Source organism: Martinezella sp. CNPSo 3959 (assembly GCF_057784355.1).
In genome coordinates, this window is sequence record NZ_JBXSOV010000002.1 from 469,688 (window position 1) to 484,281 (window position 14,594).

The following is a 14,594-nucleotide window of genomic DNA, read 5'->3' on the forward strand; positions in this document are numbered from 1 at the left end:
CCGTTCCTCGCTGGTATGGAAATGCTGCCGAGGCAGCGGGCATTTGGATGGCGCAGTCTTGAAGCTTCACGATTTTCCAGTTCTTTTGACGCTTGCCTGCTTCGCGTTTTCCTGCGTCATCGTCTTTCTGACCGATCCGTTGGCGATGCCGGCGGCCATCAACGCCGAGAACCGTACGAAAAGAAGCTGGCGGCGAGTAGCCTGCGACTGGGCGGCAAGAATTCCGGTTATCATCCTGATCTATGCGGCTTTCTTCGCCATTTCCTGGCGCCCGATCTACAGCACTCAGGCCGTCATCAGTTTCTTCGTCATCTTCACCGGCATATCGAGGGCGAAATTCGAGTTCATCCGCGAGCCTCTGGTATTTTCGGACATCGCGCTCGTCGTGGATGTCTTCAAATACAAGGAGATCTTCTACGCGACATCGCTGAACATCGTCTTCTGGATCATCGCTTTTGCCTACGTCTTCGGCCTCAGCGGTCTTTACATGTATCTGGAGCCTGCGGTTCTGCCGGACAACCACGGCGTGCTTTGGATCCTGCTGATGCTGGCTGCAGCCTTTACGCCATGGATCGCTTTGTTCAGCCGGGTCGTCAGCGAACCGGTCTGCCGTCTTACGCAGAAATTTCTCGGCAAGGTTGACGTCAAGAGCGATACGGTGCGATTCGGCACCTTTGCCTCCGTCGTTTTTCATTTCGTCATCTGGGTCGGTGTCCGGCGCGAGGCAATCGTTTCGGAATTGTCCGAGCGCTTCATGTCCGCGCTGCAGGAGCTTTGGGAACATGGCGAAGACGAACCGCTCATCGTCGTCTGGCAATCCGAATCCTTCATCGATCTCAGACATTTCGGCGTCGACAATATCAAGCTTCCCAATCTCGACCGTCTGAGGGAGCAGGCTGCGCAATGGGGCCGCATGACCAGCGTCTTCGAGGGTGGCTATACGCTACGAACCGAGTTTGCTGTCTTGAGCGGGCTACTGCCCGAAAATGTGCATATCGACGCCAGCTACCCCTATCTGCGCGCCAGCCATTACAAGGATGTCGTCTGGCCGGCGCGGCTGAAAAAGGCCGGCTGGAAGACGCAGTTCATCCATCCCTACGACAAGACGTTTTTCCTGCGTCACAAGGCGTTGCCGCAGCTTGGCTTCGACCGGATGATGATGCTGGACGAGTTCGATCACAATCCCGAGCGCGATGGCCCTTATGTCAGCGACCTTTCGCTGACAAAAAGCGTGATTCGGACGATCGATGATGACGGCACGAGTAAGAACTTCCTCTTTGTCGCGTCCATGGCGAATCACGGCCCCTGGGAGCCGGGCCGTTGCGGCGACCTCGTCAATCCGGTGGACATCTACGGCGAACTCCTGATGCGCGCCGATCACGCGCTCGGCAATCTCGCCCATCACCTCGATAGGCTGGATCGCCCGGTTTGGCTGCTTTTCTATGGCGATCATGCACCCCTGCTGAAGGCCTTTGCCGATCCGTTCCCGGATCCGCGCACCGATTATGTCATCGTTCCGCTTGGCCGCGCGCGCGCTCATTCGCAAAAGCCGCAGCCGCCGCAGGAAGAGGCGCCCTGGAATCTGATCGGCACATTGCTGCGCTATGCCGGCCTTGCCACCGAGGTTGCGGAATGATGCCCAGCGGGGAAGGGGCCGCGCGACCGCGCGTCTTCCTCTTCCTGCAGGGGCCATCCTCGCCTTTGTTCGTCGAGACTGCCAGGATATTGGAGAAGGCCGGCGGCCGCTGCATCCGCATCAACCTGAATGCCGGGGACTGGATTTCGTGGCGCCGCCGCAACGCGTTCAACTATCGCGGCGACTTTGCCGGATGGCGAGCCTATGTCAGGCTTCGAATCGAAGCCGAGAATGTTACGGATCTGATCCTGCATGGTGAAGAGCGGCCCTATCACCGGGTCGCGATCGAGGAGGCGCGCCGCGCCGGCGTTGCCGTCAATGTCGTGGAAATGGGTTATTTGCGGCCGGACTGGGTGACCCTCGAGCGAGACGGCCTCTCTTCCAATTCGCACTTTCCCACCAATCCGGTCCATATTCTGAAGGCATCGTCCAATCTGCCGGAGCCGGATTGGACACGTCGTTACAACCAGACTTTCCTGGCGGAAGCGCTTTACGATCTCGCCTACTATCTGCCGACCGTCTTTCTGTGGTTCCTCTATCCCGGCTATCGCCGGCACGGGCTCTACCATCCCTTGATGGAATATGCCGGATGGCTGCAAAAACTGCCGGCAAGCGGCAGAAGGACACGGGAAGCGCAGGGTGTGATCGAGGAACTGATTGCAGACGGTAAACGATTCTTCGTCTATCCTCTGCAGCTTCAGACCGATTTTCAGCTCCGCGCGCATTCGCCTTTTCATCAGCAGCAGGATGCGATCCGGCTGATTCTCCGTTCTTTTGCGGAGCATGCAGCGCCGGATATGCATCTCGTCCTCAAGCTGCATCCGCTCGACAACGGGCTCGTGGACTGGCGGGCCTATGTCGAGCATATCGGCGCCTCATGCGGATTGTCGCCGCGCATTCATCTGATCGATGGCGGCAGTCTCGACCGGCTGATTGTCGCCAGCCAGGGCATGGTAACGGTCAACTCGACTGCGGCCCTTTCGGCGCTGCAGGCGGGAAAGCCGGTCAAAGCGCTGGGAACCGCGATCTACGATATCGATGGACTGAGTGACCAGGGGAACCTGGATCAATTCTGGCTGGAGCCGACGCCGCCGTCACCGGAACTGCGCGATGCATTCTTTCGCCTGCTGGCCGCGGCGGTACAGGTACGCGGCAACTTTTGCTCGCGCGAGGGCGCTCGCGCCGCCGCCGCGCAGATTGCCGAGAGACTGTTATCGCGAACGGTCAATTTGCCCGACGCCTACATCGACCCGCCGCCAAGGCAGCGGCCGATAAAGTTTCATGTGCCGTAATGAAGATGCAATGGGATGAAAGAAGAATGCCGCCGCGAGGGGTCGTCAGGCTGAAATTGACAATACGACCGCTTACATGTGGACTGATAGAGAACCCGGCGCGGCGATTCGACGTTGGGAGTGAATTTCAAGAACGGTTTGCCGGGAGCAAACGTCATGGATGACAGCAAGATGGAACGATTCATGTTGAAGGAGCTGCTGATAATCATAGCAGCCCTCGTGCTTGTTTCCGTGGTGCTTCTCGGCGTGATTATTCTCGGCAATTACTGAGTGACTGTAGTCGGACGTGCAGGGGCGCCCGTCCAGAAGACGCAATCGATGCGTCTCGCACATGAACCAATAATTTAATCTGTATGGGAGTGGTGGGCGATGAGAGACTCGAACTCCCGACATCCTCGGTGTAAACGAGGCGCTCTACCAACTGAGCTAATCGCCCTTCTGCGAAGCGGGTCATTGGCCCGCCGCGTTCGGTGGCCGTGATCTATGCGGAACGAGGAAAAACCGCAAGAGTGTTTATGAAGATTTTTTGATTTTTTTGATTTTTGCACATTCCTGGCCGCACCCGTCAACATATGCGTCGTTCGACGTCCACCAGGTTATTCCAATGCATATCAGGCTCTCATGAAATGCGTGAGGTGGGAACCTGCCATGTGAAATCGAGAGGACCGAAAATTGCAGGAGTGCTTGTCCAAAACAATTCGCATTCTGTCATCGATTTGTATTCAAACCTGCTTGACACCCAAACACGAACCCCGTAGTTAGCCGCTCATCGAACGGCGAGGGCCGCTTTGATGGGTGCGGAAGCATCTGGAATGCTTGAAATGTAATGCGGGTGTAGCTCAGTCGGTTAGAGTGCCGGCCTGTCACGCCGGAGGTCGCGGGTTCGAGCCCCGTCACTCGCGCCATTTCAAGGCAAATTTCGGATCCGTACTGGCTGAAAGGCCAAACAATGCGCGGGTGTAGCTCAGTCGGTTAGAGTGCCGGCCTGTCACGCCGGAGGTCGCGGGTTCGAGCCCCGTCACTCGCGCCATTCTCTCCAAGCCATTACAATCAAACGTCAATTTATTGCGATTGCGAACGAGCCTTTTCGCGTTTGCGCCAATTTGTCGCGTTGTCGTCGCAACACATTGATATCTACCGCCCGACAGGACCCTGAACGACAGATTCAAAAGGCTTGCGCGCGCGCTCCGCCTGCGCTAACCACGGCTCTGTTGCAACGCTCTTTCGCTTGCTGGGCATTTGCTCAGATGCGCCGCCCCGGCGCTGACCGCAAGCAGGGATGGACATGATGACTGGACTGCTCAGTTCCTATATTCCGATAGCGATTTTCATTGGTATTGCCCTGGTGATTGGCCTGGCGCTGTTGATCACGCCGTTTGCCGTCGCCTTCAAGGCGCCTGACTCGGAAAAGCTGTCGGCTTACGAATGCGGCTTCAATGCATTCGACGACGCCCGCATGAAGTTCGATATCCGCTTCTACCTGGTATCGATTCTCTTCATCATCTTCGATCTGGAAGTCGCCTTCCTCTTTCCGTGGGCTGTATCCTTTGGTGCGATCGGCTGGTTCGGGTTCTGGTCGATGATGGTGTTCCTCGCGGTGCTGACCATCGGCTTTATCTATGAATGGAAGAAGGGAGCCCTGGAATGGGAGTAGCTCCAAGCAACACGACGCTCGTTGCGCCGCAGCCGAAGGGGATCATCGATCCCGCGACCGGCCGGCCCGTCGGCAGCAATGATCCGTTCTTCGGCGAGATCAACAATGAGCTCGCCGACAAGGGTTTTCTGGTTACCTCTACTGATGAGCTGATCAACTGGGCCCGTACCGGCTCGCTGATGTGGATGACTTTCGGTCTCGCCTGCTGCGCCGTCGAGATGATGCAGGTTTCGATGCCGCGTTACGACGTCGAGCGCTTCGGCTTTGCGCCGCGCGCTTCGCCCCGCCAGTCTGACGTCATGATCGTTGCCGGCACGCTCACCAACAAGATGGCGCCCGCTCTGCGCAAGGTCTACGACCAGATGCCCGAGCCGCGTTACGTCATTTCGATGGGCTCCTGTGCCAACGGCGGCGGCTACTATCACTATTCCTATTCCGTCGTTCGCGGGTGCGACCGTGTCGTTCCGATCGACATTTATATTCCGGGCTGTCCTCCCACGGCGGAAGCGCTGCTCTACGGCGTGCTCCTGCTGCAGAAGAAGATCCGGCGCACCGGCACGATCGAACGGTAAGGCAGGGGACAAGGTATTATGAGTGAAGCCCTGAACGAGCTTGCCGCCTACCTCACGGAAGTCCGCAGCGCCTTGATCTCGTCGAGCGAGATCAAATATGGCGAGCTGACCGTGACGACGACGACCGAAAACGTTATCGCCCTGCTGACCTTCCTGCGTGACGACGCCAAGTGCGGCTTCGTCAATATGACGGATATTTGCGGCGTCGACTGGCCGCAGCGTGTCGAGCGTTTCGACGTGGTATACCATCTGCTGTCGCCCAAGAAGAACCTGCGCATTCGCGTCAAGGTTCCCGTCGGCGAAGATCAGCCTGTTCCCTCCGCCTGCGGTATCTATCCCGGCGCCGATTGGTTCGAGCGCGAAACCTGGGACATGTACGGCGTTCTCTTCACCGGCCATCCGGATCTGCGCCGTATTCTGACCGACTACGGTTTTGAAGGTCACCCGCTGCGCAAGGACTTCCCGACGACCGGTTTCGTCGAAGTCCGCTACGATGATGCCGCCAAGCGCGTCGTCTACGAGCCGGTGGAGCTGAAGCAGGAATTCCGCAACTTCGACTTTTTGTCTCCTTGGGAAGGCACGGACTACGTGCTGCCTGGCGATGAAAAGGCGAAGGCATAATTTGGGAGCGTGTGGTGGGCTTCAGCCCGCCATTCTCTGAATATCTGACAACGCGAGCATCGCCGCCATGACAGAACATAACGTTCGCAACTTCAACATCAATTTCGGTCCGCAGCATCCGGCTGCGCACGGCGTTTTGCGTCTTGTCCTCGAATTGGACGGCGAAATTGTGGAACGCGTCGATCCCCATATCGGCCTGCTGCATCGCGGCACGGAAAAGCTGATCGAGACGAAGACCTATCTTCAGGCCGTTCCTTATTTCGACCGCCTCGACTATGTCGCGCCGATGAACCAGGAGCATGCCTATGCCTTGGCCGTCGAAAAGCTGCTCGGCATCGATATCCCGATCCGCGGCCAGCTGATCCGCGTCCTTTATTCGGAAATCGGGCGTATCTTGTCGCATCTTCTGAATGTCACGACGCAGGCTATGGACGTCGGCGCGCTGACGCCGCCGCTCTGGGGCTTCGAAGAGCGCGAAAAGCTGATGGTGTTTTACGAGCGCGCCTCCGGTTCGCGCATGCATGCCGCCTACATCCGTCCGGGCGGCGTTCACCAGGATCTGCCTGAAAAGCTCGTGCAGGATATCGGCGACTGGTGCGACCCTTTCCTGAAGGCGCTCGACGATATCGATGATCTGCTGACTGGCAACCGCATCTTCAAGCAGCGTAACGTCGATATCGGCGTAGTCTCGCTGGAAGACTGTTGGGCCTGGGGCTTCTCCGGCGTCATGGTCCGCGGCTCCGGCGCTGCCTGGGACTTGCGCAAGGCTCAGCCTTACGAATGTTACTCCGATCTCGAATTCGATATTCCGATCGGCAAGAACGGCGACTGCTATGACCGCTACCTCATCCGCATGATCGAAATGCGCGAATCTGTCCGCATCATGAAGCAGTGCGTCAATCGTCTGCTCGGCGATGCCAGGACCGGACCGGTTTCATCGCTCGATGGTAAGGTGGTTCCGCCGAAGCGCGGTGAGATGAAGCGCTCCATGGAAGCGCTGATCCACCATTTCAAGCTTTACACCGAAGGCTATCACGTGCCGGCCGGCGAGGTTTATGCAGCCGTCGAAGCGCCGAAGGGCGAGTTCGGCGTCTATCTCGTCTCGGACGGCTCCAACAAGCCGTATCGCTGCAAGATCCGTGCGCCGGGCTATGCGCATCTGCAGGCCATGGACTTCATGTGCCGCGGCCACCAGCTCGCCGACGTCGCAGCCGTGCTCGGTTCACTCGATATCGTCTTTGGTGAGGTGGATCGCTGATGCGGGTCTGGCAGGTGATAGTTCCGGCGCTTCTGGTCGCTTGCGGTGCCTCGGCACAGCAGACCGGCAAGACGCTGAGCCTGCCGACGCTCAACATGCAGGGTTCGAATGCCACGAGCACGAATACTGCAAAAGGCGGAAATGAGGGTACGTCGGGCGGAGATTCGACCGTTGCGGACCTTCTTTCCCGTGGCTACCAGATCAAGGCCGCCGTGCCGAACGGCGGTAAGTTCGTTGTGTTTATGCAGAAAGACCAGTCGGCCTATGCCTGCGAATTCTCGTCTCTGACGAATACGCGGTGTGGGTCCTTAAACTGAGATAAGGCGTGAAAGATGTCCGTTCGTCGACTAGCCGAAGATCAATTCCAGCCTGCCGTCTTCGCTTTCAATGCGGAGAATTCGGTCTGGGCTGAAAAGACGATCCAGAAATATCCGGAGGGCCGCCAGCAGTCCGCGATTATCCCTCTGATGATGCGTGCGCAGGAGCAGGAAGGCTGGGTCACCAAGGCGGCCATCGAAACGATCGCCGACATGCTCGACATGGCCTATATCCGCGCGCTCGAAGTCGCGACCTTCTATACGCAGTTCCAGCTGCACCCGGTTGGCACGCGCGCTCACGTTCAGGTCTGCGGCACGACGCCGTGCATGCTGCGCGGCGCCGAGGGGCTGATCAAGGTCTGCAAGAGCCGGATCAACGATCACGCTTTCGAGCGCAATGCCGACGGCACGCTCTCCTGGGAAGAGGTCGAATGTCAGGGCGCCTGCGTCAACGCGCCGATGGTCGTGATCGGCAAGGATACCTATGAGGATCTGACGCCGGCACGTCTCGAAGAGATCATCGATGCATTCGCCGCAGGCAAGGGTCATGAGATTCAGACCGGCCCGCAGATAGATCGCGTTTTCTCCGCTCCGGAAGGCGGTTTGACGTCTCTGCTGTCGGATGAGGCTAAGGCAAAGAGCACGGCGAGCAAGGTGGCCAAGGCTACTGCTGATACCGTATCGATCCCGCCGTCCGAAGCCGCCCGTGCCAAGAGCACGGATGCGGAAACCAATAAGAGCCTGAAGACGCCGGCGACGGCGCCGAAGGAAGCGGCCAAGAACGCCAAGGCAGCGGAAACGCAGCCGCTTTCTGGGACTGCGGCTGCCGAGCCTGTCGCCGGAAAGCCGTCGCTCGACGACAAGAATCGTCCCGCCGGTATCGAAAGACCCGCGCAGCCGGACAATCTGCAGCTCATTTCAGGCGTTGGCCCGAAGATCGAAGGGACCTTGCATGAGCTTGGCATCTTTACCTTCGCGCAGATCGCAAGCTGGCACGAAGCCGAGCGCCATTGGGTCGACGGCTATCTGAATTTCAAGGGCCGGATCGATCGTGACGACTGGGTCAGGCAGGCTGAGGCACTCGCTAAGGGTGGCGAAGCGGAATATATCAAGGTCTTCGGCAAGAAGCCGCGGTAAGAGGTGAAGCATGTTACAGGATCAGGATCGCATCTTTACCAATATCTACGGCCTCAAGGATAAATCCCTGAAGGGCGCGATGTCGCGCGGCCATTGGGACGGCACGAAGCAAATCCTCGAAAAGGGTCGTGACTGGATCATCAACGAGATGAAGGCTTCCGGCCTTCGCGGCCGTGGCGGCGCAGGCTTCCCGACCGGGCTCAAGTGGTCCTTCATGCCGAAGGAAAGTGACGGCCGTCCGCATTATCTCGTCGTCAATGCCGATGAGTCGGAACCCGGCACCTGCAAGGACCGCGACATCATGCGCCACGATCCGCATACGCTGATCGAAGGCTGCGTCATTGCCGGTTTCGCCATGGGCGCGAATACCGCTTACATCTATGTCCGCGGCGAGTACATGCGCGAGCGCGAAGCCCTGCAGGCTGCGATCGATGAATGCTACGATGCCGGATTGTTGGGAAAAAACAATAAGCTCGGCTGGGATTTTGATGTTTTCGTTCATCACGGCGCCGGCGCTTACATCTGCGGCGAGGAAACCGCGCTGCTCGAAAGCCTGGAGGGCAAGAAGGGCCAGCCGCGTCTGAAGCCGCCGTTCCCGGCCAATATGGGTCTCTACGGCTGCCCGACGACGGTCAACAATGTCGAGTCGATCGCCGTTGCCCCGACGATCCTGCGCCGCGGCGCCGGCTGGTTCTCCTCCTTCGGCCGTCCGAACAATGTCGGCACGAAGCTGTTCATGCTCTCCGGTCACGTCAACCGTCCCTGCACGGTCGAGGAAACCATGGGCATCACCTTCCGTGAACTCGTCGACAAGCACGCCGGCGGCGTTCGCGGCGGCTGGGATAACCTGCTCGCCGTCATTCCCGGCGGCGCATCGTGCCCGGTCGTTCCGGCTGCTGACATCATCGACTGCCCGATGGATTTCGACGGCCTGCGCGAAGTCAAGTCGTCCTTCGGCACGGCTGCGGCGATCGTCATGGACAAGTCGACCGACATCATCAAGGCGATTGCCCGCATCTCGGCCTTCTTCAAGCATGAGAGCTGCGGCCAGTGCACGCCGTGCCGCGAGGGCACCGGCTGGATGTGGCGCGTTCTTGAGCGTATGGCTCGTGGCAACGCCCAGAAGCGCGAGATCGACATGCTGTTCCAGGTGACGAAGCAGATCGAAGGTCATACCATCTGTGCGCTCGGTGACGCAGCCGCATGGCCGGTTCAGGGGCTGATCCGCAACTTCCGTCCCGAAATCGAAAAGCGCATCGACCAGTACACTGCCAACGCGACGAGCCACGGCGCGGTTCTGGAAGCAGCCGAGTAAGGATCGAAGATGGCGAAGACCAACGATATCAGGCAGGAGAGCGGAGCGGCCGATAATGCATCGGCCGATCTTGGCCGCGCTGCTGCCGATATGTTTGGGAACGCGCCGATCGTGCCGATCCATCCACTGATGGCCCATCCGGCCGCAGCCATTGCGGCCGTCACAGCCATTGGTTTCGGCTTTACCTCGCAATTGGCGGGTGCATTCTTCGGTGCCTTCCAGGGCGCCGTTGAAGCGACTACCCGGCTGGCCGATGCCCTTGAAGAGGAAAAACGTCCGGCTGAGGTCGCTGCGAAGCCGGCGGGCGTGGACGGTGGGGCAGGGGACGCGAAACCTGTAAAGCCCGAGGCTGCAGCCAAGGAGGCTGCGGTCAAGGCTGTTGTACCGAAACCGGTTGCTGCGAAGCAGAAGCCGGCCGCGGTGAAGAATGCCGAGCCGAAGCCCGCGGTTGTTGCACCGAAGGCGGTCACGGCTCCTGCAAAGAAGACGGCGAAGGTTGAAGCCGCTGCGCCGCTCACCGTAAAGCCGGCTCCTGCACGCGGCCGCAAGGCAGCCGAGAAGGCTGACGACCTGAAGCGGATTTCCGGCGTCGGTCCGAAGCTGGAGCAGGTGCTGAACGGACGTGGCATCAAGCGCTTCGCCGATATCGCCGCCTGGAGCGATGCGGATATCGAGCGGATCGATGGCGAGCTCGGTTTCGAAGGTCGCATCCGGCGCGATGACTGGGTTGGCCAAGCGAAGGCGCTGCTGCCGAAGGGCCGGAGTTAAGGTTTTCCTCGGCTGGATCGCGGCCGGGGAGGGTGAATGAAGGTGATGGAGACGATGTGGGTGCCCCGCATGGCTCGATCGCAAAGCTGGTCTTGCGGGGACAAGGCTTGGCAAAGCTTATTGTGAGCAAGCCGGTGCTATCAGGCGTCTGAGCCGCCCCGATGGCACTCGGGTTTGCGATCATGAAATTGTCTGCGGCCAGGTTGGGCTGGAGACGTGACATAGGACTGAGTGGACGATGGCTAAACTGAAGATTGACGGTAAAGAGATCGAAGTTCCGGATCACTACACGCTTATCCAGGCGTGCGAGGAAGCCGGTGCCGAAGTCCCGCGCTTCTGCTTCCATGAACGACTGTCGGTGGCCGGCAATTGCCGCATGTGCCTCGTCGAGGTGAAGGGTGGCCCGCCGAAGCCGCAGGCGTCTTGCGCCATGGGCGTTCGCGATATCCGCGGCGGCCCGAACGGCGAGCTTCCGGAAGTCTTCACCAACACGCCGATGGTCAAGAAGGCCCGCGAAGGCGTGATGGAATTCCTGCTGATCAACCACCCGCTGGATTGCCCGATCTGCGACCAGGGTGGCGAATGCGACCTGCAGGACCAGGCCATGGCCTTCGGCATCGACAGTTCGCGCTATCAGGAAGACAAGCGCGCCGTCGAGGACAAGTATATCGGCCCGCTCGTCAAGACCGTGATGAACCGCTGCATCCACTGCACGCGCTGCGTCCGCTTCACGACGGAAGTTGCCGGCATTTCCGAACTCGGCCTCATCGGCCGCGGTGAAGACGCTGAAATCACCACCTATCTCGAGCAGGCGATGACCTCCGAGTTGCAGGGCAACGTCGTCGACCTTTGCCCGGTCGGCGCGCTGACCTCCAAGCCCTTCGCCTTCACGGCTCGTCCGTGGGAACTGAATAAGACCGAATCGATCGACGTCATGGACGCTCTCGGCTCGGCAATCCGCGTCGATACCCGCGGCCGCGAAGTCATGCGCGTGCTGCCCCGTGTCAATGAGCAGATCAACGAAGAGTGGATCTCCGACAAGACGCGCTTCATCTGGGACGGCCTGAAGACCCAGCGCCTCGACAAGCCCTATGTCCGCAAGGACGGCCGTCTGCAACCGGCAAGCTGGAGCGACGCTTTCGCTGCCATCAAGTCGGCCGTTTCCGCCACCAGCGGCGACAAGATCGGCGCGATCGCTGGCGATCTCGCCTCGGTCGAGGAAATGTACGCTCTTGGCGAGCTGCTGAAGTCGCTCGGATCGGAAAATCTCGACTGTCGCCAGGACGGGACGGCGCTTGATCCGTCGCTCGGCCGCGCAAGCTACATCTTCAACCCGAGCATCCAAGGCATCGAAGCCGCTGATGCGCTGCTGATCGTCGGCGCCAATCCGCGCTTCGAGGCTGCGGTGATGAATTCGCGCATCCGCAAGCGCTGGCGTCGCGGCAAGTTCCCGATCGGCGTGATCGGCGAAGCTGCAGACCTTCGCTACTCCTATGACTATCTCGGCGCCGGCCCGGACACGCTGGCAGATCTCGTCAGCGGCTCGCACAGCTTCGCCGACGTGCTGAAGAATGCTCAAAAGCCGATGATCATCATCGGCCAGGGCGCCCTGATCCGCGAAGACGGTGCCGAGGTTCTGGCAAATGCCGCCAAGCTCGCTGCCGCCGTCGGCGTCGTCAAGGAAGACTGGAATGGCTTTGCCGTGCTGCACACGGCAGCTGCGCGTGTCGGCGGCCTTGATCTCGGCTTCGTGTCGGGCGCAAAGGGCGTTAATGCCGCTACCATGCTGTCCTCGATGGACGTCCTCTTCCTGCTGGGCGCCGACGAGCTTGACTTCAGCCGTAAGGGCGCAAAATTCACGGTCTATATCGGTTCGCACGGCGATAACGGCGCTCAGAACGCCGATGTCATCCTTCCAGCTGCGGCTTACACCGAAAAGTCGGGCACCTGGGTCAACACGGAAGGCCGCGTCCAGATGGGCAACCGCGCCGGTTTCGCGCCGGGCGACGCCCGCGAAGATTGGGCGATCATCCGTGCCCTTTCCGACGTGCTCGGCAAGAAGCTTCCCTTTGATTCGCTGAGAGAATTACGCGCCAAGCTCTATGCAGCCTTCCCGCATTTCTCCGGTATCGACGAGATTGCTGAAGGCGATAGCGCCCAAATTGCCGCACTTGCGAAAAAAGCCGGCGCAATGGGCAAATCGGCATTTGCTTCGCCGATCAAAGACTTCTATTTGACGAACCCGATAACGCGCGCATCGGCTGTCATGGCCGAGTGCTCGGCATTGGCCCGCAACAATTTCCGCGTTGCGGCAGAGTAAGGGCAGAGGACTATGGATTCATTCGTTTCGACCTATCTCTGGCCGGCGCTGATCATGATTGGCCAGTCGCTGTTGCTCCTGGTCTGCCTGCTGATCTTCATCGCTTACATTCTGCTTGCCGACCGTAAGATCTGGGCTGCCGTCCAGCTGCGCCGTGGCCCCAACGTCGTCGGTCCTTTCGGCCTGTTCCAGTCCTTCGCCGACTTGCTGAAGTTCATGTTCAAGGAGCCGATCATCCCGGCCGGCGCCAACAAGACGGTGTTCCTGCTGGCTCCGTTGGTTTCCGTGGTGCTGGCGCTGTCGACCTGGGCCGTCGTGCCTGTCGCGCAGAACTGGGTCGTCGCTGATATCAACGTCGGCATCCTCTACATTCTGGCGATTTCGTCGCTCGAAGTTTACGGCATCATCATGGGCGGCTGGGCTTCGAACTCGAAGTACCCGTTCCTCGGCGCGCTCCGCTCGGCGGCGCAGATGGTGTCCTACGAAGTCTCGATCGGCCTCGTCATCGTCACCGTGCTGCTCTGCGTCGGTTCGCTGAACCTGACGGATATCGTGCTCTCGCAGCAGACCGGCCTCGGCACCAAGCTCGGCCTGCCGGCCTCGTTCCTCGACTGGCACTGGCTGTCGCTGTTCCCGATGTTCATCGTGTTCTTCATTTCGGCGCTGGCTGAAACGAACCGTCCGCCCTTCGACCTTCCGGAAGCGGAATCGGAGCTGGTTGCCGGCTTCATGGTCGAATACGGCTCCTCGCCCTACATGATGTTCATGCTCGGCGAATATGCCGCCGTCGTCCTCATGTGCTCGCTGACGACGATCCTGTTCCTCGGCGGCTGGTTGCCTCCGGTCGATATCTGGATCCTGAACTGGGTTCCGGGCATCATCTGGTTCTTGCTGAAGTCGTGCTTTGTGTTCTTCATGTTCGCGATGGTGAAGGCATTCGTGCCGCGCTACCGCTACGACCAGCTCATGCGCCTTGGCTGGAAGGTTTTCCTGCCGCTGTCGCTCGCCATGGTCGTTATCGTTGCATTCGTGCTGAAGCTGACGGGATGGGCATGATGATGTCGATCCTCGCTTCAAGCAGATCTGGAGGTTGAAGATGGCCGGAATTTCCAACGCCGTCAGCTCGCTGTTCCTCAAGGAATTTGTCGGCGCATTCTTTTTGTCGATGCGTTACTTCTTCAAGCAGAAGGCAACGATCAACTACCCGTTCGAAAAGGGGCCGGTCAGTCCGCGCTTCCGCGGCGAACATGCGCTGCGTCGTTATCCGAACGGCGAAGAGCGCTGCATCGCCTGCAAGCTCTGCGAGGCCATCTGTCCTGCCCAGGCCATCACCATCGAGGCCGGGCCGCGCCGCAACGACGGCACCCGCCGCACGGTGCGTTACGACATCGACATGGTGAAGTGCATCTATTGCGGCTTCTGCCAAGAGGCTTGCCCGGTCGACGCGATCGTCGAAGGGCCGAACTTCGAATTCGCCACCGAGACCCGCGAAGAGCTCTACTTCGACAAGGCGCGGCTTTTGGACAATGGCGACCGCTGGGAACGCGAAATCGCGCAGAATATCGCGATCGATTCGCCGTACCGCTGAGCGGAGTTTTGAATATGCCGTGACGGGCGGCCAAGCGTTGCCGTCGCGGTTGAATCTAGACCGGGGCTTTGCCGGACATGGGTCCGACCGAGCTCCATCGGGCAGGGGAAACACCT

The 14,594-nt window shown here is 59.6% G+C and carries 13 protein-coding genes and 3 tRNA genes; 15 read left to right on the forward strand and 1 reads right to left on the reverse strand.

Annotated elements, in window-relative coordinates:
- Positions 1-58 precede the first annotated feature (58 nt).
- On the forward strand, positions 59-1,636 hold the full coding sequence (locus AC13RE_RS10210; RefSeq protein WP_488483386.1) for an LTA synthase family protein: 1,578 nt from the start codon (positions 59-61) through the stop codon (positions 1,634-1,636).
- Positions 1,633-2,928, forward strand: a complete 1,296-nt coding sequence (locus AC13RE_RS10215) for a capsule polysaccharide biogenesis protein (RefSeq protein WP_488562831.1) — start codon at positions 1,633-1,635, stop codon at positions 2,926-2,928. Before AC13RE_RS10210 ends, AC13RE_RS10215 begins: the two co-directional genes overlap by 4 nt.
- A gap of 360 nt (positions 2,929-3,288) precedes the next feature.
- Here the strand turns inward: AC13RE_RS10215 and AC13RE_RS10220 are convergent.
- Positions 3,289-3,364, reverse strand: a tRNA-Val gene (locus AC13RE_RS10220).
- Between the two features lie 392 nt (positions 3,365-3,756).
- Between AC13RE_RS10220 and AC13RE_RS10225 the strand changes: the two genes are divergently transcribed.
- From AC13RE_RS10225 to nuoI, 13 genes are all read left to right on the forward strand, one after another.
- A tRNA-Asp gene (locus tag AC13RE_RS10225) sits at positions 3,757-3,833 on the forward strand.
- A gap of 48 nt (positions 3,834-3,881) precedes the next feature.
- Positions 3,882-3,958: transfer RNA gene (locus tag AC13RE_RS10230), tRNA-Asp, on the forward strand.
- A 258-nt stretch (positions 3,959-4,216) separates the two neighbouring features.
- The gene (locus AC13RE_RS10235; protein WP_034489570.1) at positions 4,217-4,582 is read left to right on the forward strand and encodes an NADH-quinone oxidoreductase subunit A; all 366 of its coding nucleotides are present in this window, start codon (positions 4,217-4,219) and stop codon (positions 4,580-4,582) included.
- Positions 4,573-5,154 (forward strand): NuoB/complex I 20 kDa subunit family protein, encoded by a 582-nt coding sequence (locus AC13RE_RS10240; RefSeq protein WP_015339504.1) that lies wholly within the window; start codon positions 4,573-4,575, stop codon positions 5,152-5,154. Before AC13RE_RS10235 ends, AC13RE_RS10240 begins: the two co-directional genes overlap by 10 nt.
- Before the next feature lie 18 nt (positions 5,155-5,172).
- Positions 5,173-5,775, forward strand: coding sequence for an NADH-quinone oxidoreductase subunit C (locus AC13RE_RS10245; RefSeq protein ID WP_015339505.1), 603 nt, complete (start codon positions 5,173-5,175; stop codon positions 5,773-5,775).
- A gap of 67 nt (positions 5,776-5,842) precedes the next feature.
- On the forward strand, positions 5,843-7,033 hold the full coding sequence (locus AC13RE_RS10250) for an NADH-quinone oxidoreductase subunit D (RefSeq protein ID WP_112398588.1): 1,191 nt from the start codon (positions 5,843-5,845) through the stop codon (positions 7,031-7,033).
- Positions 7,033-7,350 carry a hypothetical protein gene (locus AC13RE_RS10255; protein WP_488562832.1) on the forward strand — a complete coding sequence of 106 codons (318 nt, stop codon included), beginning with the start codon at positions 7,033-7,035 and terminating at the stop codon, positions 7,348-7,350. The genes AC13RE_RS10250 and AC13RE_RS10255 overlap by 1 nt, the downstream gene beginning before the upstream one ends.
- Before the next feature lie 15 nt (positions 7,351-7,365).
- Positions 7,366-8,487: an NADH-quinone oxidoreductase subunit E gene (locus tag AC13RE_RS10260; protein ID WP_488562833.1), complete on the forward strand. Its 1,122-nt coding sequence runs from the start codon at positions 7,366-7,368 to the stop codon at positions 8,485-8,487.
- Between the two features lie 10 nt (positions 8,488-8,497).
- Positions 8,498-9,802, forward strand: a complete 1,305-nt coding sequence (gene nuoF / locus AC13RE_RS10265; protein ID WP_015339509.1) for an NADH-quinone oxidoreductase subunit NuoF — start codon at positions 8,498-8,500, stop codon at positions 9,800-9,802.
- A gap of 9 nt (positions 9,803-9,811) precedes the next feature.
- Positions 9,812-10,570 (forward strand): NADH-quinone oxidoreductase subunit E, encoded by a 759-nt coding sequence (locus AC13RE_RS10270; protein WP_488562834.1) that lies wholly within the window; start codon positions 9,812-9,814, stop codon positions 10,568-10,570.
- Between the two features lie 238 nt (positions 10,571-10,808).
- On the forward strand, positions 10,809-12,890 hold the full coding sequence (nuoG, locus tag AC13RE_RS10275) for an NADH-quinone oxidoreductase subunit NuoG (protein WP_488562835.1): 2,082 nt from the start codon (positions 10,809-10,811) through the stop codon (positions 12,888-12,890).
- 12 nt (positions 12,891-12,902) lie between these two features.
- Positions 12,903-13,946, forward strand: coding sequence for an NADH-quinone oxidoreductase subunit NuoH (gene nuoH, locus AC13RE_RS10280; RefSeq protein ID WP_047627053.1), 1,044 nt, complete (start codon positions 12,903-12,905; stop codon positions 13,944-13,946).
- Positions 13,947-13,986: 40 nt separating this feature from the next.
- The gene (gene nuoI, locus AC13RE_RS10285; RefSeq protein WP_113233043.1) at positions 13,987-14,478 is read left to right on the forward strand and encodes an NADH-quinone oxidoreductase subunit NuoI; all 492 of its coding nucleotides are present in this window, start codon (positions 13,987-13,989) and stop codon (positions 14,476-14,478) included.
- Positions 14,479-14,594 lie beyond the last annotated feature (116 nt).

Excerpts from the sequence above, each read along its gene's own strand:
- AC13RE_RS10215 (WP_488562831.1), top strand. The coding sequence starts at position 1,633 with ATGATGCCCAGCGGGGAAGGGGCCGCGCGACCGCGCGTCTTCCTCTTC.
- AC13RE_RS10235 (WP_034489570.1), top strand. The coding sequence starts at position 4,217 with ATGACTGGACTGCTCAGTTCCTATATTCCGATAGCGATTTTCATTGGT.
- AC13RE_RS10240 (WP_015339504.1), top strand. The coding sequence starts at position 4,573 with ATGGGAGTAGCTCCAAGCAACACGACGCTCGTTGCGCCGCAGCCGAAG.
- AC13RE_RS10245 (WP_015339505.1), top strand. The coding sequence starts at position 5,173 with ATGAGTGAAGCCCTGAACGAGCTTGCCGCCTACCTCACGGAAGTCCGC.
- AC13RE_RS10250 (WP_112398588.1), top strand. The coding sequence starts at position 5,843 with ATGACAGAACATAACGTTCGCAACTTCAACATCAATTTCGGTCCGCAG.
- AC13RE_RS10255 (WP_488562832.1), top strand. The coding sequence starts at position 7,033 with ATGCGGGTCTGGCAGGTGATAGTTCCGGCGCTTCTGGTCGCTTGCGGT.
- AC13RE_RS10260 (WP_488562833.1), top strand. The coding sequence starts at position 7,366 with ATGTCCGTTCGTCGACTAGCCGAAGATCAATTCCAGCCTGCCGTCTTC.
- nuoF (WP_015339509.1), top strand. The coding sequence starts at position 8,498 with ATGTTACAGGATCAGGATCGCATCTTTACCAATATCTACGGCCTCAAG.
- AC13RE_RS10270 (WP_488562834.1), top strand. The coding sequence starts at position 9,812 with ATGGCGAAGACCAACGATATCAGGCAGGAGAGCGGAGCGGCCGATAAT.
- nuoG (WP_488562835.1), top strand. The coding sequence starts at position 10,809 with ATGGCTAAACTGAAGATTGACGGTAAAGAGATCGAAGTTCCGGATCAC.
- nuoH (WP_047627053.1), top strand. The coding sequence starts at position 12,903 with ATGGATTCATTCGTTTCGACCTATCTCTGGCCGGCGCTGATCATGATT.
- nuoI (WP_113233043.1), top strand. The coding sequence starts at position 13,987 with ATGGCCGGAATTTCCAACGCCGTCAGCTCGCTGTTCCTCAAGGAATTT.